The sequence below is a fragment of the Streptomyces sp. NPDC107528 genome (assembly GCF_055639295.1).
Map to the genome: position 1 here is coordinate 428,522 of NZ_JBVKAV010000011.1, position 18,379 is coordinate 446,900.

At 68.1% G+C, this 18,379-nt stretch carries 8 protein-coding genes and 6 pseudogenes; 8 read left to right on the plus strand and 6 right to left on the minus strand.

Annotated features, from left to right (window positions below):
- Positions 1-183 precede the first annotated feature (183 nt).
- A pseudogene (locus tag ACZ7L5_RS33265) lies at positions 184-295 on the plus strand (IS5/IS1182 family transposase); the annotation flags it as partial.
- 5 nt (positions 296-300) lie between these two features.
- Here the strand turns inward: ACZ7L5_RS33265 and ACZ7L5_RS33270 are convergent.
- Entirely contained in the window at positions 301-978 is a 678-nt protein-coding gene (locus ACZ7L5_RS33270; protein WP_471521492.1) for a TetR/AcrR family transcriptional regulator, read from the minus strand.
- Between the two features lie 348 nt (positions 979-1,326).
- Between ACZ7L5_RS33270 and ACZ7L5_RS33275 the strand changes: the two genes are divergently transcribed.
- Positions 1,327-1,716 (plus strand): VOC family protein, encoded by a 390-nt coding sequence (locus ACZ7L5_RS33275; RefSeq protein ID WP_471521548.1) that lies wholly within the window; start codon positions 1,327-1,329, stop codon positions 1,714-1,716.
- 89 nt (positions 1,717-1,805) lie between these two features.
- Positions 1,806-2,425: pseudogene (locus ACZ7L5_RS33280) on the plus strand (dihydrofolate reductase family protein).
- A 612-nt stretch (positions 2,426-3,037) separates the two neighbouring features.
- Here the strand turns inward: ACZ7L5_RS33280 and ACZ7L5_RS33285 are convergent.
- Positions 3,038-4,138 (minus strand): hypothetical protein, encoded by a 1,101-nt coding sequence (locus tag ACZ7L5_RS33285; protein WP_471521494.1) that lies wholly within the window; start codon positions 4,136-4,138, stop codon positions 3,038-3,040.
- A 1,741-nt stretch (positions 4,139-5,879) separates the two neighbouring features.
- On the opposite strand from ACZ7L5_RS33285, the gene ACZ7L5_RS33290 reads away from it, so the two are divergent.
- The 3 genes and pseudogenes from ACZ7L5_RS33290 (at position 5,880) to ACZ7L5_RS33300 (ending at position 9,891) form a co-directional block, all read left to right on the plus strand.
- The gene (locus ACZ7L5_RS33290; RefSeq protein ID WP_471521496.1) at positions 5,880-7,682 is read left to right on the plus strand and encodes a hypothetical protein; all 1,803 of its coding nucleotides are present in this window, start codon (positions 5,880-5,882) and stop codon (positions 7,680-7,682) included.
- Between the two features lie 89 nt (positions 7,683-7,771).
- On the plus strand, positions 7,772-8,407 hold the full coding sequence (locus tag ACZ7L5_RS33295; RefSeq protein ID WP_471521498.1) for a hypothetical protein: 636 nt from the start codon (positions 7,772-7,774) through the stop codon (positions 8,405-8,407).
- A gap of 656 nt (positions 8,408-9,063) precedes the next feature.
- Positions 9,064-9,891 (plus strand): annotated as a pseudogene (locus ACZ7L5_RS33300) (glycoside hydrolase domain-containing protein).
- Between the two features lie 31 nt (positions 9,892-9,922).
- On the opposite strand, the gene ACZ7L5_RS33305 reads toward ACZ7L5_RS33300, so the two are convergent.
- From ACZ7L5_RS33305 to ACZ7L5_RS33315, 3 genes and pseudogenes are all read right to left on the minus strand, one after another.
- Positions 9,923-10,324 carry a hypothetical protein gene (locus ACZ7L5_RS33305; RefSeq protein WP_471521500.1) on the minus strand — a complete coding sequence of 134 codons (402 nt, stop codon included), beginning with the start codon at positions 10,322-10,324 and terminating at the stop codon, positions 9,923-9,925.
- Between the two features lie 24 nt (positions 10,325-10,348).
- Positions 10,349-10,977, minus strand: a pseudogene (locus tag ACZ7L5_RS33310) (transposase).
- A gap of 54 nt (positions 10,978-11,031) precedes the next feature.
- Positions 11,032-11,262, minus strand: a pseudogene (locus ACZ7L5_RS33315) (IS5/IS1182 family transposase); the annotation flags it as partial.
- Positions 11,263-11,498: 236 nt separating this feature from the next.
- Here ACZ7L5_RS33315 and ACZ7L5_RS33320 point away from each other — a divergent pair.
- Positions 11,499-12,440 carry a GNAT family N-acetyltransferase gene (locus ACZ7L5_RS33320; protein WP_471521502.1) on the plus strand — a complete coding sequence of 314 codons (942 nt, stop codon included), beginning with the start codon at positions 11,499-11,501 and terminating at the stop codon, positions 12,438-12,440.
- Between the two features lie 1,327 nt (positions 12,441-13,767).
- Here the strand turns inward: ACZ7L5_RS33320 and ACZ7L5_RS33325 are convergent.
- Positions 13,768-15,132, minus strand: a complete 1,365-nt coding sequence (locus ACZ7L5_RS33325; protein WP_471521504.1) for a pyridoxal phosphate-dependent decarboxylase family protein — start codon at positions 15,130-15,132, stop codon at positions 13,768-13,770.
- A gap of 1,286 nt (positions 15,133-16,418) precedes the next feature.
- On the opposite strand from ACZ7L5_RS33325, the pseudogene ACZ7L5_RS33330 reads away from it, so the two are divergent.
- Positions 16,419-16,834 (plus strand): annotated as a pseudogene (locus ACZ7L5_RS33330) (DNA glycosylase AlkZ-like family protein); the annotation flags it as partial.
- Positions 16,835-18,379: the final 1,545 nt, after the last annotated feature.

Below are 18,379 nucleotides of genomic sequence, written 5' to 3' on the forward strand. Positions count from 1 at the left end.
CTCGCCAGCGTGGCCAGGGCGAGCAGATCCCGCTATCGGTACATGAAGGTCCCGGTCCACCCCGGCCTGGCGGGCGCGCCCAAGACCCGGGCTCGCGCCGGGGCCGGCCCCGCTCCCTGGACATACTCCTCGGCTTCCTCGGCCCAATCCACTGAGTACGCGGTGAGCTTCGAGTCCTCCCGCCAGGCGTTGTATGCCGGTCGCGGCTACGACCACGACATCTACCGCCACCGCCGGCTGCGCGAGCGCGGCACCGTCCCCAAGATCGCCCGGCGTGGACAACCACATGGCGAGGACCCCTCAGGCGATCGCGTAGTCATGGATGGCCGGTTCGAGAAGGTCGAAGGCGCGTGCCGCTTCCTTCGCGATTGCCTTGGCGATCTCGTCGTGGGTGTGCCCGGCCAGGGTCAGGTCCTGGATGCGTTGGAACAGGACGCGGTGCACGGAGCCGAGCAGCCCGGCGACCGTGCGGACGGTGATGTCGTCCGGCTGTGCACCGACGGCCTCGGCGAGGGCCTCGGCCAGCGCCTGCTCGCGCCGGTCGTGCAGGTTACGCAGGCACGTCGACAAGGTGGGGCTGTCGGTGATCATTCGGGAGAAGTCCGGGCCTGCGAATCCGGCGACCGGGTCCTGCGCCGCGACGGCAGTCTCGAAAGCACGGCGAAGCGCCGCGAGGGCGGACTCCCCAGGGCGGCGGGAGGCAACGGCGCGCGCCAGCGTGGCGCTGAACTCGTCCTGGTGGTCGAGGGCCAAGTCCTCTTTGCGTGCGAAGTAGTTGGTCACTGTCTTCTTCGCGACGCGGGAGGCCGCTGCGATCTCGGCGATGGTGGTGTTCTCGAAGCCCTGCTCGATGAAGAGCCGTGTCGCATGGTCGGAGATCAGCTGACGCGTCTCCTGCTTCTTCGCCTCCCGCAGGCCCGGCGGCGCGGTGACGCTGGCTGTGGTGGCACTCGCTGTGGCGTTCGTCTTCGTCTCCATGACGAGAATCTTACCTCCGTGGCAAGAATATGTTTACAGCACCAAGTGCATGGGAGTAATATTACTACCGACGTAAGATCAGTTCAGAGGGGAGTGCTGGATGCGCAAGCCGGAGCTCGGAGCATCCTCGTCAGACCCGACCTTGGGTGCGGGAAGGCGTCGAGTCGCGACGCGTGGCGCCGATCGCAGCCCCATGCCGCGCATTTCCCTCAGCAGGCCCTCAACGCCACGCCCCGGCAGCGCACGGCGTGGGTGACCGCTGACGACCAGCCCGAGCTCTGCACACCCGCACCTGCACCTGCACACCTCGACATCGCCCCGATCCCGCAGCCTGGAAAGGAACCCCTCTTGAGGATCACCGCCTCCACCGTCTCCCTCACGGTCGAAGACATCGCCGCCTCGCGCAGCTTCTTCACCGAGCACCTCGGCTATCAGGAGCAGGCCGCGGCTGAAGGATTCGCCTCCCTCACCCGTGCCGATGCCGCCGTCGACATCGTCCTGCTCCGGCGGGGCGTCGACATCCTGCCGCCCGACCAACGCGACAGGCACGCCGGCGGACTGATCCTCGCTTTCACCGTCACCGGCCTCGAAGCCGAGGAGAAACGACTGCGTTCCGAAGGCGTCGACATCACGATGCCACTGCGCGAAGAGCCATGGGGAGAACGCCTGTTCCAGGTCACCGACCCCAACGGGGTCATCGTCCAGCTCGTCGAATGGACCACACCGGACCACTCCTGATCCCGCGGCCGCCCCAACCCACGCCACCCCTCACGGCCCGCACAGCACCCTGCCGACCGGATCGTGCAGCCCAGAAGAAAGAGCACTGCATGCGCAAGCTCGTGTACTACATCGCCACCACGCTGGACGGTTTCATCGCAGGCCCGGACGGCGCTGATCCCACGGGCCCGGACGGCTTCTGGCCGATCCCCGAGGACTACATCCAGCACCTTGTGACGGAGTACCCGGAAACCCTGCCTGCCCCCGCCAGGGCAGCGCTGTCCGTCACCGTGCCAGGCACGCACTTTGACACCGTCCTGGAAGGACGGCGCAGCTACGAGATCGGTCTCAAGGTCGGTATCACCGATGCCTACCCCACCTACGGCACATGGTCTTCTCGCGGACCCTCACCGAGAGCCCAGACCCGGCCGTCGAACTGGTCGCCGGCGACCCTGTGGACAAGGTGCGGCAGTTGAAGCAGGAGGACGGCAAGGACATCTGGCTGATAGGCGGCGCGGAACTGGCCGGTGCCCTGTACGCCGAGATCGACCAGCTCATCCTCAAGATGGCACCGCTGACCATCGGCACCGGAATCCCGCTCTTCTCCCACAAGGCCGCCTTCGATCCGCGCGGTTGGGAACTCACCAGCCACACCCTGCTCGACAGCGGCGCGGCCTTCGTCACCTACGCGCGCCCCACCGGCCCCGACACCACGGACACCGGGAACTGAGCCATCCATCAAGACCCCGCTGACCGGGGTGCTGGGCACCAGCACCCCGGTCAGCGGGCCACGCTCTTTCGAGTCCGATGTCCACGTTCGCGGGCGGCCGAAATGGGCCGCAGCCGGGCACTGCTAGCTTCTTCGGCATTGTGACGGTGTGGCTGGCGGCCGCACGGCACCCGGACGCGAAAGTCCTTTCTTCCCCCGTCAGTTGGCGCTAGGGCCTGCAGAGGCGCGTCGACCTCGTCCCGGAGCCGCCCCCATCCGAGCGCGCCAAGCTTCCGGACTCTCGGCGCTGCGGGCATCGCACGCAACGGCCGTGTCGACCTCTAATGCCTCGACCGCCGATGAACTGGGGTAAGCCTCCAAGTCCATCCGCAGAAATCGGCGTCCCGCCACAGCGCAGCAGGACCTCCGTGATCCGCCAACTCGTCCTACGGGCCCCCGCTCCCGTCATCGCGAAGGCGCTTGGTCATCACGACCAGACAGCCCCCGCTTGGTCACCCAGGCTGGAGGAACCCGGAGCCGATACGCCTGCGGCAACCGCACACGGTGACGCCAGGGCCGAACTCACGCGGATTACGCGACGCCTCAACATGCGAGCCGTCAGTCAAGGCCGCGCTAGGAGCGCGTCGCCCTCCCGCACTCGTCCCCAGAGGTCTCGCCCCGCCCGACCGGCGTGGTGCGGTCGTACGGGTCGACCGCCGTGCCGGCCTCGTCCGCCCGGCGGTCCGTGCCGAAGGGCGGAGTGAGGTAGCCCGTGGGGGTACCGCAGCCGCCGTTGGTCATGTCGTACTTGTAAGAGACGATCGAGAACGTTCCCGGCTCGGTGATCACCTTGGCAGGGTCGTCCCAGCTCAGGACCAGCTCGCGCCGGACGATCGTGCGCACGATCTCGTCGTTGCCGCCCGCGTCCGCGCGGGTGACCGGGTAGACGAAGGTGACGTCGGCGGTTACCTGGAGTGCGCCGCGCTCGCCCTCCCGGTAGGTAAGCCGGCCCCGGGTCTTCACGACGTCGCCGACCAGGTGGGCGCGGGAGGGCTGGAAGCGGCTGAAGAGGAGGAGGGGGTCGTTCTTCTCGCTCGGGGTTCGGAAGGCGGTTTTGAGGAGGTCTTGGACGTCCTTCTGGTGAGGGTTGATCAGTGCAATGGCTTTCTCGGGGTGTTCTCCCTGCAGCACCCCGCGGTCCAGGCCGGACGCGATGAGGAAGTCCCGGCTGCGGGCGAGGGCCCGCTCGACTTCGGCCGCGCTCATCCAGCCGACCGCAGCGGCTTTCGGCACGGTGATCCCCGCTGCTCCGCTCGCCCAGCGCGCCGCCGGCGAACCGCGGAACGGCTCGTCCCTGGTGGGGCGTTGGGCCGCTTCCGCCGGGGGTACCTGGGTCGGCCGGGCGGTCTCGGCCGCCAGCGGCGGGGAGTCAGGGTCGTCGCCGGCGAACAGGTCCAGCATCCGTCCCGGCGCGAGCGCCACCACGAGCAGCACCAGCGAGGCCAGCAGTCCGACCACGTACCAGCCCGTACGCCGCTTGGGCCGCGCGGGCGTGTAGCTGCGCCAGCCCCCCAGGTCGCGGCCGGGCTCCGCGCGCAGCCGCTTCCCCACGGCGCGGGCCCGCGCCGACGGCTCCTTGGGCGAGTCGGCGGCACCGGCCACCGACTCGCGCAGAAACCGCTCCCACTCCTCGTCGGACCTGGACGAACCGTCCGGCTCCGTACCCGCGCCCATCCCCAACCCCCTGGCAAAAGTAGACCGCGGTCCCCTCCCCAGGGACACGTCCGCATCATGACACAGAGCGCTTACATCGAGGCTGGCTGGGCGGTCGGTGTGGGCGCGCCACCCTGTCTCAAGTCGCCACATATCAGCCGCATCAGAGAGCGGAGCACACGCCGAGTGCCTGAACTCCTCCGCTGACATTGGATACGCGACACATCAACATGCGTGCCACCGGTCTCGGGGCGGAATCAGCAACGCTGCGCAGCGCGTCCGAACTCAGCTCGCAGCCCTCCCTGCAGTGCCGCACGAACGCCTCATTGGCAAGCCGCACGGGGCCTGGGCGAACTTCGTAACCGATCGCCGAGTCCACCTGGGACACTGGTCCGTACGGGCCTTGCTGACGTTCCCAACCACAGCGGGCCTTGGTCTCGCCGACGCCCGGCCCGGCCTGCTGCGCCAGGACGCAGCGGTTGAGTGCGCGTCGCTGCGCGGGAAGTCAGGAGTTGAGGGCTTGGTGCAGGGTCTCGTGACAGTCGATGACGGTGTCGACGCCGACAAGTCGGTTGGTGTGCAGCGGGGTTGGTGGCTGCGGCCAGGCGCAGCGAGCCGCCGGGTTCCGCGAGAGCCTGGTGGGCGGTGATGAGGATGTTGATGCCGTTGGCGTCCATGGCGCAGCGCCCACCGCCGTTGCGCGTGCCGCGCGCGGGTAGCCGGTGACCCTTCGCGTAAATCACGGGTAAGTCCGCCTCCCGCGCCCAGCTGATCAGGTCCACCAGAACGGGCACGGCAAGCTGGCTCTGCTCTGCTCTGCTCGCTGGCATTGGCCTCACTTGCCAGCCCGTCCTGCTGATATGCGGCCCGAGCTCACGTACAACCCTTACGCCCCTCCAGGCGCCTCGCTGCAGACCTCTGCTGCTACAAACGGCTCGTCCTCACCACACACGGCTGACGAGTTTTCGGTTTGTAGCCCTGCGAGCGTTCGCGCTGCCGCTGCCGCTGCCGCTGCCGCTGCTGGTGGTGCCGTGCTCGTTGCGCACGCCACTTCCGGGGCACTCGTCGCGTCCTTGCAGGCGCCCGCGTTGGAGCTGCGCGATGCGGGAATCCCTTCAAGCACCCGTTGACGCGCGGTCGCCGACATAGCTCCGACTTGTCCAGGGGCGGCGTACGACGCCGGGCTTGTGCCCGGAGACATCCGTGTCGCTCACCGTAGCCGCCGCCCCGGAGACACCGCTTCCAGCTCTGACCCCCGATGCATGCAGGCGGGTTGGTGGACATCCACAGCGACCGCTGGTCAGGGTTTGGAGGATCCGCGCTGCAACCCTCGTCAAACGTCGGCCTCATCACGTCCACTACCTGCGTTTCAGGCTGAACGCCCCAGTTGATGACCTAGGAACGGCAACGCGGCGGCCTGTAGGAAAGTTCCAGCGCGACTCAACCCACCAACCAGCCTGCGCCCCGAGGGCCATGCACACCCATGAGCTCGCAGCGGGGCCTGAAAGGACCATCCAGCGTGTCTGGACAGACGAAGAGAAGACGCTGCCTGTTCCGAATAACCACCGCCGTCACCGCCGCGGCCTTATTACTCGGCACCGGCGTGGCGTCTGCCGCCGACGGCCCGGCTCTCAACGGGGACGGGAACTATGCTCCGTCGTCGCGGCCGGCCGCCGGGCCGGAAAAGGGCACCAGAGCCGGTGGCCGCCCTGCGTCGGGGAGCAAGCCGGAAGCTGGACCCTCATGGAAGCAGAGCGGCAGTGTGTGGCAGGTCGACCGCACCGTGGCGCAGCTGCGCAACTCGGTCACGGACCCGGACGGGGACAAGGCGAACCTCACCTTCGAGGTGTGGACCGTCGACACGGCCGGGAAGCCGAAGGCCAAGTTGAAGCTCACGGGCCAGAACGCCGACCCGGCCAACCAGGGCGACGTGTCCGCCGAGTACGGCGTCATCGTGTCCAAGATGGTGGCCTCGGGGTCGAAGGCCACGGTCACCGTCCCGCACGGCAACCTCAAGCCCGCCACCACCTACGCGTTCCGTACCTCCGCCTACGACGGCTCCCTGTACGAGACGGACTGGTCGCCCTACGCGACGTTCAGGACCCGGGCCCGGCAGGTCGACATCACCCTCCCGGCGCCGAAGAGGGACGCGCCGGACCCGGCGTTCGACACCTCCTGGCAGCCGGTCCCCGGCTGGGGCTCCGTGCAGACCAGGGACGCCGCAGGTGAACGGCACTGTGAGGCGACCGCGCAGGGTGACCGGCTGTGCATCGCCTGGGAGCCGGCCACGAAGGAAGACTTTGAAGCCGCCCGCGAGTCCAGGGCGAGGCTGAAGTCCGCGCGGGCCGCGAACCCGCCGCTCCACGACTCCTGCGAACTGGGCGCCACTCAGGGCACCTACCTGTCGATCTTCACCCGCGACAAGGTGTGCATGTACGGGAAGTTCTCCGTCCAGGTCACCGATGAGGCGGGCCTGGAGGAGAAGGGCTATCAGGAGTTCTTGTACTCCTCTCACATGAGCACGGCGCTGACCGGCACGGAGCTGAAACTGTGGGCCCGCGTCACACCGCTGCCGATGCCCGCCGGACACATGCCGTTCCCCGCCCAGCCGGGGGCGATCAAGCTGACGATCTCCCCGCAGTGTTCCGCCGGGTGCGCGGACAAACCCTCCTACGCCTGGGACGGCAACCTGATGTGGGGCGGCTCCTACGACATCGACCCCCACGAGGAGACTGCGACGGCCACCGTGCAGTGGTCCGGCGGGGTGCCGGACGAGTCCGGGAAGAAGGACTCCGACCTCTCCCAGGCGCTGGCGTTCGCACCGTACGCGACGTTCTCCACGTCGGTGCCGGAGACGTTCCCCACAGACAACAGTCAGGGCTTCCTCGGCAACCCGGTGTTCGTGCGCTGCGACATGGTGTACTCCCCGGCGGGCTGCGTGTTCCGGGACTACATGCCCGGCTATGTGTTCAACACCGCCAAGACCCCAGCGGCCGCCGCGCACGCCTGGCTGACCCAGGAGAAGATCCGCGAAGGTGCGCCACTGAGCTACCTCCCCGACCGCAGGGGCGATACGGGCGAGCACGGTGAGCGCAACAAGTACGGCCGCGACCCCGACGCCAACCGCAGGGTCATCTGCCCGGACGGCTGGGCCGCCAAATCCGGCCACCCGAACACCACGCCGGTGACCGACATCTCCGCCAGCGACAAGCCGTCCTGTGACGAGTTCACCTTCGCGGCGAGTTACAACAGCGGCGGGATGCCCTCGGACATGGGAGGCACCAACCAGGTCACTTCGGGCGACAAGTGCGCGCAGACCTACGCCACCAAACTGTCGGACGGTACTTGGCGACTGTACGATGACGAGCGCACGGCCGCTCCGACGTGGTCCGAAGTATGCGGCCGGTCCGCGATGTCCGGGTGGGTCAACTCCACCTCGATGAGCCGCTTCCCCACGTTCGCCAAGGAGCTCCGGCTGATCGATCAGGACGCGTATTTCGTCAGGACGCCGGGCTTCGACAAGTGCGACGCCTCCAAGCCGACGATCAAGTGCGACATCCGGTAGCACGATACTGACGCACACCGCATGTGCGGCTCGGGGCCGGTCACAGGGCCGACCCCGGGCCGCGCCACACCGGAGAACGGAGACACGCAGTGAGTTCCGGCGGGATCACATGGATAGCCGACGAGGACATCTCCTGGCTCGGCTACTACATCAAGCTGGCCCGGGGCCTGACCGGCGAACAGCTCGCCGCCCGACTCGCCGCTCCCGGCGGCCCCGTACCGGTCCGGGCCACCACCGGGCCGCAGGCCGAAGAGCTCATCGACGGGCTCGACGCGGAGCGCGGCGACGCCGACAGCGTCGCCGTCCGCTACGGCGACCACGCCGACCTGGGCTTCGCCATTGCCTACGGCCACTGGCCGTCCGTCCTCGGGCCCGCGTACCACGACGGGACATCCCGAGACGGGGTCCACGTCTTCGAGCTCTACTACGAGAAGCAGAACCCGAAGGTCCCGCCACCCGCATTCGCCTACTTCCACGACGACCAATATGTGTGCGGCTTCGACATGTACATGCACACCTGGTCGCAGGAGATCACTGGCCCCGGCGCCGACCTCATCCGCGCTGACATCGTCGCGGCCGGCATCCCGGGGGAGAGGGCGAGGGACACGGCGCACCGTGCCTCTCTCGCCGTTCTGGAACAGCGCTTCGAACTGGCGCTGCCGCGTGATCTGATCCTCGACGCGTCACTGCCCACTGCGCTCGTCAGAGGGCCGCAGCCGCGATGAGCCGCCGTCCCTGCGATCGCAGGCGGCCCTCAGCGCTCCAGTTGGTTCGGGGTGCGCGCCCACGTGCCCTTGGTCTGGCTCGCCGGCACGAGAGCAGCGAGGACACCTTGGACGAGGCACGGATCGAGGCTCTGACTGCGGGAAGGGGTGGTCTGTGCCGATCACTCGCATCGCCGTTGAGGGACTTGCAGTTGAGGAACCGTCCCGAGTACGCATGGCGAGATGGCCCGCGCCCGGCTCCACCAGGCCCCCGGTGCCCCTGCCGGTATCGGGCCGTAGCTGTCTGCACTGTTAAGACGCGGCAACTCACCCGTCGTGCGGAGTCCACGAAGGCGGTGTTCGACGCCTAGACGCGCTCGAAGCCGAAGAGCCGCGCGGCTGACCGTCACGTGGTAGCGGACTGCGGCCTGGGCTGAGGCGCGGTCTTTCCGGTCTACCAAGCACCTTGCGCCTTACGTGATCAGTGTCTGGCAGCGGATCCAGCTATCTGACTTGCAGATCTCGGATGAAGCGCGGTGCGCTCCGTCTACCGGAGCTCAACTGCCCGGCTGCGGAAGGCGTCGAGGGCTGCAGCCACCCGTGGTGTGTCATCGCCGTCGCAGGCTTCAGCGGGTGCATCAGTGTGGCCTCGGCCGCGATCCGAATGGGGTGGGGTTTTGTCCAGACACCGGCTGTCCAAGACAGGCCGATACATAGCCTGGGCCACCATGGGTGCCGTCGTAGTCGCCGGCGCCGGGATCGCGGCGCAGACGTCCCTGGCCGCCACGAGCTGGCCGGCGCAGAAGACGTACACGGGCCGGGAGTTCGGCACCTGCACGGCCCCGTCACTCGCCGCGATGAAGGCCTGAAGCACCGGCTTTTCCCTCGGCGCCGCTGTCTACATCGGCGGGAAGAACCGCGGCTGCGCCCAGCCCAACCTCACCGCGTCCTGGGTGAAGTCGGTCAGCGCCGCCGGATGGAAGCTGATCCCGCTCTACGTCGGAGCGCAGCCGCCCTGCCAGACCAGCAGGAACCCGGAGAGGTTCACCGCGTCCACGGCGCCTCCCCTAGGCGCGAGCAACACCAAGGACGTCGTTGCCAAGGCGACCGCACTCGGCACGAAGCCCGGCAGCCCTATCTACCTCAACATGGAGTCGTACGACATCACGAACAAGGAGTGCAACGACGCCACCCTGACGTACGTGCGCTCCTTCACCAAGACCCTGCGGGCCAAGACGAACCGCGCCGGCTACTACGGCTTCAGCAGCCCCGGCGCCAAAGCCATCGCCACCGCCAAGGACCGGACCGACCTCCCGGGCAACTTCTGGTACGCGCTGTGGAACAACAAGAACACCACCACCGCCGACTGGCCCTGGGACCCCAAGCTGTACACGAACCACAGCCGCGCCCACCTGTACATGGTCAACAGCAAGGAGACCCCCGGCGGCCACACCATCACCGTCGATCGCAACGCCTGGGACGCCCCGGTCGCCCTCATCGGATAAGACGGTGTCCCGATTGGCAACTGCGCCGCGGTTACAACTCACACCAGTCGCCCAGTCCGCCAGGCGCTCCTGTCTGGATGAAGTCGTGCACGAGGGCCCATGCGCGATCGACAGTCAGGACGAAGTCGCCACTGAAGGCAGCCAGGTCATCCATGATTGGGACGTCGACCACGGCATCCGCTGCGGCGCTACCGTCCCCGACGAGCAGGGACGACCTCTCAGCGTCGTCGAACCGATGGATGACCGCTTGATCACCTTGAAAGCCCAGAGCCAGCAGGGGGAACTCACTGACTGGCAGTCGGACTTCGATGTATCCCTGACCACGGGAGCGCAGTTCGTTGAAGTGATCTGCCAGTTCCCCCACGTCCGAATCTCTCTCGACGGCGGAGTACCGTCCCGACTCCAGCGCCGTCGCCGCCCATGTCACGCTCATCTCTGCACTTCCGACGCGTATCCGCTACTTGGCCATCCCACGAGGACTCGAAGTATGTCGCGATCGGGTGAAGCGTCGATAGCAGATCAGGTCACTGGACAAGCCGACGAAGGCCAGGAATTGTTCGACCTTGCGCTCGTAGCGGCGGTGTAGGCCCGGCACCCGTTCAGCCAGGACATCGTTCGCTCAACGACCCGGCGGTATTTGCCGAGGCGGCTGGATGTTTCGACGCCTCGGCGAGCGATGCGCGCCATGATCTGCCGACGAGGCAGCCAGTTGCGTAGGTGGTCGATGTCGTAGACCTCGTCCGCGTGCAGTTGGCCGGCCGACGGCGTCTCGGCCCGTAGCGGGAGCGGATCGGCGGGCGGCGGGATACCACGCCTCAGCGGGACCAGGGCCTGGCTGCCGAGTCGATCCAGCGCCACGCGGTGCAGCTTGGCCCATACCCGGGCCTCCGACGAGTCGGCGAAGCGCCGATGCACGGTCTGCCATGAGGCTCCAGAGACTGGCGGAAGCTGCCGCCAGGTGCTGCCCGGCGTGGCGACGAAGAGGATCGCGGCGAGCACCGCACGGTCGTCGTACCGCCGCCGGCCACCGTCCTGCGCACGCACTGGCGGCTCCGGCGCCACTTCCTGGAAGATCTCCCACGGCACAGTTGTACGGGGCCGGGGTAGAAAGACGAGGTGTTGGGGGCGGCCATGTCTTCGCCGATGAGATGGCGGTAGAGCCATTCGGCGAAGCTCATGGTCGATGATGCGGCCCGCGGCCGAGTTCGAGATCCCGACGAGCGGGACGAGTTGCCACAGCGTCAGGTTCGCCGACGGTCGGCCGTCAAATACGGTCTGCACCCTCGCGGCGCAATGCGTGGCAGGTTTGCCGAACTGACGTGGGCTCAGTCCGCTGAAGGGGGCTGTCCAGGAAGGCTCCGACGCCGTGATTACTCCGGCTGTGCCTGGTGATCACCACCTCTGGAGAGCCCTTAATCGCATGCGGATGCGATGTTGATCGTCTATACCTCAACGGCAGGGTCCCACGCCGTCTCGCGTGTTGCCCCGCCGGCCGAGCAGCGGCGAGACGGGTCAGCCGCCCGGTCGCCGAGCAGGCAGGAGGGGGCGAAGGGACGGCGTCGTGCACCTGCTACAGGTACTCAACCTCGCTGCCTATGGAGCCTTACGTGACAAGTGACCTGATCTTCCGCCCCATCACCGGTCTGGAGGAGATCAAACTCTTCAACGCTCTGCCTGGCCCCTACAACGACCGTCTCGCAGAAGATCTCCAGAACGGGCACTGCCATTCCGACTGGATGTGGGTGGCCCTACGAGACGGCCGACCGGTGGCACGGGTCGGCTGGTGGTCCCGCAGCGGCAGCAGGCCCGAAGTCATGGAAACCCTCGACATCGACGACGCCCACGGCGCCCCGCTCCGGATGGACATCGGCGCGCGTCTTCTGCGCACCGCCCTCACCGCGATCTTCCCTGCGGGCACCCTGCCGCCCCCGTACGTTCTCCAGCCCCTCCCGGCGAATTGGAGAGACGACTCCACTACTGAACGTCGCATCAAAGACCGGATAGAGGTGGTGGAGCGCACCGGCGGCAGGATTTTCGTCGAGAGGCTCCGCTATCGCTGGACGTCCAGCACACCAGTGCCTTCGCACCGTGGCAGCCTGACCTTCCGCCCGGTCAGCAGCGATGAGGAAGCGATCGATCTTCTCACCCGCATCCTGCCGGGCACGCTGGATGCCTACAGCCAGGCCGACGTCGTCCGTTCCTCAGCCAACGACTACGCACGCGTGCAGTACCACGACGAGCTGCTGAGCTATCCCAGTTCGCGCGCATGGTGGCGGATCGGGGTCCGCCCGGACGGCGAACCAATCGGCTTGGTTGTTCCGGCGCAAAGCCCGAACGGCTTCGTGATCGCCTACCTCGGCGTGATCGACGGCCACCGAGGCCAGGGCTTCGTCAACGACCTGCTCGCAGAAGGGACCCAGGTGCTGGCTGCCCAGGGCGCCGAACGCGTCACCGCAGACACCGATCTGGGAAACCAGCCGATGGCCCGGGCATTCGAGCGTGCCGGGTATGACAACTTTGCTGGGCGCATCGACATGCGCTGGGACTGACCGGCACCTCCCTGCCCATGTGTTCCATCAGGGGTCCCAGCAGGGCCTGTCGCCAGTGCTCGACCGCCTCGTACTGGCGCCGCAGACGGTTGACGGTCTCCCGGTCCAGACGGCCTTGCTGCTCGTGGGCATCAGAGATCGTCCGCGCCATCTGGTGGGCGGTATCGACGAGCCCGCGCCTGCTCTCCGCCGCCGGCGTCGGCCGCTGCCAGCTGCGCATCAACGGGGCACTGAGCCTGTACTGGAAGCGGAGCCCGTCGATGGCGACCCCGTCGGCCGGGCGCCTCGGCTCTGCCAAGGCAGGCTTAGAGCGAGGACGAGAACGCTGCCCTGTCCAGAGGTTCACGCGTAGCACCGTGCGATGCGCGTCGTCGAGGACGATCAGCACCTAGCGCGTTGTCCGGCGAACGCCCCTCACTGGTCGAACTCGGCTTAGCCGCGCCCCCGTTGTTGCTCGCGCCGAGCGAGGCGGTGCGTCAGAAGGGGGACGGTGAGTGTCGAGCTGTCGCCGAGGATGGCTCCGCCGAGTCCGCCGATCAGTCCACAGAGGGCTGCTTGGTCTGCCACCGCAACATCATGGCGCGTTAGCCACATGGGGAAGAAACCGATCGGCTCATGCAGCCTCGGTCTGGCCAGCACGCCAAACACTGGTTCTCCCGGCGCCTTCAACCACCCGGGGGGAACCCGCTTCCAGCCCCAACGGCTTCGCCCGCATAGGAGCAACTACGGACCCCGAGCCTCTCGGTATCCGCATGCTTGGCAGCATTAAGAGCACCAGCTGCGAGGGCCTGACGGTTGGTCGAAGCTTCTTCGCCTACGAGGTGAGCTGCGACTGCTGCTCCCGCACCCGCGGGACAATCCGCGGGTGCGTTGGTGAGGTGAGTTGCGGTTTGGCCTGATAGGCGGAGGAAGCTTGGTCATGTTCACTCCATGTCGTGAGTACAGGTGTGCCCTGTTATTGCGGCCTCACGGCCTCGGCTGGTGATCCACCTCCGGTGGGACCTGCCCCGATCCATCGTCGTTCCTGAGGTCAAACCGCAACCTGCCGCAAACGTGGGCAGGGGCAGGGGCAGGGGCAGGGGCAGGGGCAGGGGCAGGTTTCCGGTTTCCGTCGGAGGGCCCGGCGGCGGAAGTGTCGTAGAGCCTGAGCTTCATCAGTAGCGGCATGGCGACCTTGGCTCATCGCGATCGCGGCAACCCGGACGCGGGCCGTGCCTTCCTCGGGCCGATGCTGCCGCCTCTCTGGCGGGCGGTTTGTCGCCGGCCTCATCACTGTGCTCACGGCGGTGCTGCGGCCACGTCGTGCCGCGGAGCCCGACGCCGCCGGTCAGGCGGCGGCAGCACGCCGGATCGCGGTCAGGGTGCGTGCTACGTCGTCGTCAGTGGTGGACCAATTGCTCACTGAGATGCGCATGACGCGATGCCCCCGCCAGGTGGAGCCACTGATCCAGGCGGTGCCCTCGTCGAGCAGCCGGGACATGACCCGGTCGGTGCGCGCGTCGTCGCCGAACGTGGCGCAGACCTGGGTGAAGACGACGTCGTTGAGGACGGTCGCGCCGTCGATGGCGGCGATGCCGGCGGCGAACTGTGTGGCATGCCGACACAAGCCGTCGACGAGGTCGGCAATTCCCTTACGGCCCAGTGATCGCAGAGCTGCCCACACCGGAAAGGCGCGTCCGCGTCGTGAGAGTTCCGGCACCGTGTCGACCGGATCGCCGTGCGTATCGTGGATGAGGTAGGCGCCCTTTCGGCTCATCGCCGCCCGAAGCGCTGCCGCGTCACGCACGACAGCCAGACCGCAGTCATAGGGGACATTGAGCGTTTTGTGCGCGTCGGTGGCCCACGAGTCGGCGTCGGAGCACCCTGCGGTCCAGTGGGCGAGGCGGGGAGATGCGGTCGCCCACAGCCCGAAGGCCCCGTCGATGTGGACCCAGGCATCGGCCTGACGGGCAGCACTGACCACTTGAGGGAAGGGATCGAAGCCGCCGGAGTGCAGGTTGCCGGCCTGCAGGATCACGATGGTAGGTCTCGGCGCCCCGGTGGTCAGCGTGTGACGTAGATCGTCGGGGCGGATGCGTCCCTGATCGTCGGTCGCCACCAGTTCGGGCTCGCCCAGACCGAGATAGCTCAGGGCGAGGTCGATGGCGATGTGACGCTCGGCGCCGGCGACGACGCGCACGACGGGGCCTCCGGCCAGTCCATCTCGGGCCGCTCTCCAGCCGGCGTTGCTCAGCATGGCGTCACGTGCCGCGGCCAGGCAGGCGAAGTTGGCCATGGTGGCGCCGGTGGTGAAGCCGACGCCGGAGGCCTGGGGCAGGTGGAGCAGATCGAGCAGCCACGTGCCGGCGATGTCCTCCGCCGCGGCATAGGCGGGTGAGACGGCCCGCATCACGCAGTTCTGGTCCCAGGCGGTGACCAGCCAGTCCGCGGCGACGGCGGCGGGGAGGCCGCCACCGACGACGAAGCCGTAGAAGCGGCCTCCAGGGAAGCCGGTCAGACCCGGCTCGCAGGCCGTGGCGAGCAAGTCGATCACATCGACGGGAGGGGTGGGGTCGTCGGGCAAGGTGGTGCCCAGCGCGCGGACGATCTCCTCGGCCGGGGCACGAGCGGGGACCGGTCGGTCGGACAGTCCGGCCAGCCAGCGCACCGCGTGTTCGTACGCCCGGTGGAGCGCCATCTCTCGCGCGTCCATATTTCAGACTAGGGAGCGGGGCTGTCGGCACGCAAACCGGCTCGTGCGCACCAGCGACGTCGGATGGATACCTCAGACGTTCATTTGCTGATCGTTGTCAGCGCACGCATGGGAGGGACAGACGTACATCGACGACCCGAACGGCTACATACCTCCCGAAGCAATCCGCGGCGCGTGGTCGGTCGACAGCAGCGGGACACTGACAGGTGAGTACCAGGAGAACCCGTCACGGGGCGCACTTGAGCGGGTGGATCTCGGCGGCGCTGCCACCGGAATTCTCAGCGGCCGCAGCCAGTAGCGCCGGCTCGTTCGGTTAGCCCTTACGTCGGCTTCGCGAGCCAAGAAACCCCGGCTCCCTACCTCACTGTTGCCCGCCCGTTGACGGCGATTGTGCCCCACCTGGCCAGGACCGCATGAGGGGGTGTGCGACCGCGACGGGTGGGTGAGGAGCCTCAGCGAGCAGGACTGTCCCTCCTAGGTAAGGGATGGGTGTAGGGCGTCATCAACGTCTGGCAGCGTCTCACCTACTACACTGGCCTGGGGTATCTCCCACCTGATGGAGGGACCTACGTTCCCTGCCCGCCACCGCCCGGCACGGGCAGCCCCCGTGGTGTGAGTGCGGTACGAGCCAGCGCTGCCGGGCGGCGGCACGGGGCCTTGAGATGATGCCGGCCCCGAACCCCAGGTCTTGATCTTGGTGGCGGGCAGACTGGGCGGCTGCCGGGCGTGTCAGGCTGCCTCATGACCGTTGCGGCCCGGTGGGTTGTGCGGCATCGTGTCGGCGCGGTGCGCCGTGCGCCCGGCCCGGGGCAGAGCCGTCGCCGGCGGGGGCGGCGTACTGCTTCTGTGCGGCCTGGTGGAGCGCGAGCGGGGTGGTGACCCGCACTGAGGGCCCTGCCCGCGACGGATGGTCCGTGCGCCGCGCACCGCTTCGCGGATCTCGGTGTCCTTCGTGGCCGTGACTTGCTCGGCGAGTGGACCCGGGCACGTCGTGGGGCTCGTCCGGTGTGAGCATCGCGCATCACGGTAGAACGCACGGGCGACGGCAATCCGTTGCCACTGCCCGCCCGCCTGCCAGACAGTTCGGTGGCCGCTCCCAGGCACGGTACTTCCGGCCCTGGCGAACGTCCTTGAGGGATGTGGATTGCTGTCGCCGAAGTTGGGGACGCGGGCTGTGGCTGGTCGCGGGCAGGACGGTAGTCTGCCCGGTTGTGATCACCGCGCGTGAACTCAACCGGGCGACCCTCAGCCGTCAGCTGCTGCTGGAGCGTGAGCCGTTTGGCGTAATCGAGCAGGTCCAGGGGCCCAACGGCAACACGCTGTTCGACCTGCAGGGCGCCCCCCGGCCGCCCGCGGACACTTCCGCCCCGCCCCGGCTCATGGCGATGTGGGACAGCGTCCTGCTTGCCTACGACGACCGCAGCCGGGTGATACCCCCGGCCTACCGTCCCCTGGTGATCCGCAGGAACGGAGACGTACTGCCCACATTGCTGGTGGATGGTTATGTCGCCGGTGTGTGGCGCGCGGTGGAAGGCGGCATCGAGGCCACCGCTTTCCACTCCCTGTCGCCCGCTACCTGGGACGCACTGGTCGCGGAGGCCAGTCCCTGAAGGCGCTCCTCGGCGACCGTGAGGCGGAGGTCTACAGCCGCTACCACCACTGGTGGGCGAAGCCCCCACAGACCGAGGTGCGGATGCTGTGACCGGCCGATGCGCCGCTCGGACTCGAGCGGAACCGCTCAAGGCCCCTTGACTCGCAGGCCGACGCGGTCCTGGGGGAGGGGGGCGACTGCCGGGCGTCGGCACACCTGTGCAAGGTGCTCGGCGCCTGCCGTCAGGTGTCATACCGACGATCCGACTCGCCATTGCCCGAGGCAGACCTTGGATGTTCACCGCCTTCGTCGCCGGCCCGGGCACCCTCGCCGGTCAGGAGCGACGCGGCTGGCGGGGGTAGCGGAATCGGCCGCGGCGCTGGCCATCCACCGCCGCGTGATGGGGGTGCGCGAGGACGTGCGCCTGCGTGGTGAGGACTGCAACCAGGCCCGGACCTGAGAGCCACCGCCCCACTCGGCCGTCCCTCTGCTCCGGTTCAGCTGCTCGTGCCCGACGGCACCACCCCCTGGCCGACCACTGCAAGAACGCCATCGCCAGGCGGACGACCTGATGACCTCAGCGGGTCGCCGTCTGCCCGCAGCCTGGCCTTGTCGCAACGCCGGACCCCTGCGTTCCGGGGACGGGGAACGTGTTCCCCCGGCCCGCGCAATGCCGACGTAGCCGGTTATCGCCAGACCGATGGGGGTCCGGGGCGGGACCTTGTCTCTGCGCGAGTCCGGCGGCGCGGCGGATGATCCTCCGCTCGGCAGGCCCTGTTGAAATCGGCCCCGGCGGTCACCGGTCGGCTTGTGGCCGAGTTCCTCAGGCCCGTGCTGGTCTGGCACTGGCTGCGTCCGCGGCTGGGGCTGGAAGCACGGGCACCCGCGGGCGCCACCGGCGGGTGCTCCTGCAACAGCACCGGTGGCCGCTGCGGTGGCGGCCGAGTCGGTGGTGGCGCCGACGCCACCAGCTCGAACACCGCCACGACCGGTATCACGGGTGGCGGTCGTGGCCGGGATGCGCCCGGCGGCGGCAGTGCGGGCAGTGCCGTCCTCGGCGGCGGCTGCGGGTGGAGCGAAGACGGGGGGCCGCCACCACGGCTGGGGCTGGGGGAGCACGGCCACGGCTCGGAGCCGGTGACTGCCGCGAGTACTGCTGCTGGTTCGGGTTTCCGCTGCGCGGATTGTCGGCCTGGGGTGCCACCACCCCCGCTGGGGGGGTGGTTGCGGGTTTTTGACTTGTCGTCGGCTAGCTGGGGTGTCATGGTCCTGGTCTCTGGCTGCTCTCCTTGTGTGGCTGCGGCGGATGCGACTGGGCTGAGCGTGATCCGACCTTTGTGCGGTGGTCTCGGCAAGTCTGTCCGTGGTGGGTGTGTGTGCCCGCTACAGTTCCTGCTGTGAGGCGCTGATCAGGGCAGATCCACGTCTTAGTCGTCGTGCGGTGCGTTGTCAATGCCCGACACGCGCGCAGAAGTGTGACGGGGTGTCAGTGAGTCCCCCGTTTGGCCCAGCTCCGTGACCAAGTCGCTTCTGCTGGCACTTTTTGATGGTTCGTCACATATGTCGTTCCGGGTTCTTGAACGCCCGATCGGCCCCTTTCTGGTGTCTGTCACAGATTTCTGAAGTGGCGACAGTTTCCGGCGTGAGTAGGTTCTT

Coding starts and splice junctions, on each gene's coding strand:
- ACZ7L5_RS33285 (WP_471521494.1), bottom strand. CDS start 4,138: ATGGGCGCGGGTACGGAGCCGGACGGTTCGTCCAGGTCCGACGAGGAG.
- ACZ7L5_RS33270 (WP_471521492.1), bottom strand. CDS start 978: ATGGAGACGAAGACGAACGCCACAGCGAGTGCCACCACAGCCAGCGTC.
- ACZ7L5_RS33305 (WP_471521500.1), bottom strand. CDS start 10,324: ATGAGCGTGACATGGGCGGCGACGGCGCTGGAGTCGGGACGGTACTCC.
- ACZ7L5_RS33325 (WP_471521504.1), bottom strand. CDS start 15,132: ATGGACGCGCGAGAGATGGCGCTCCACCGGGCGTACGAACACGCGGTG.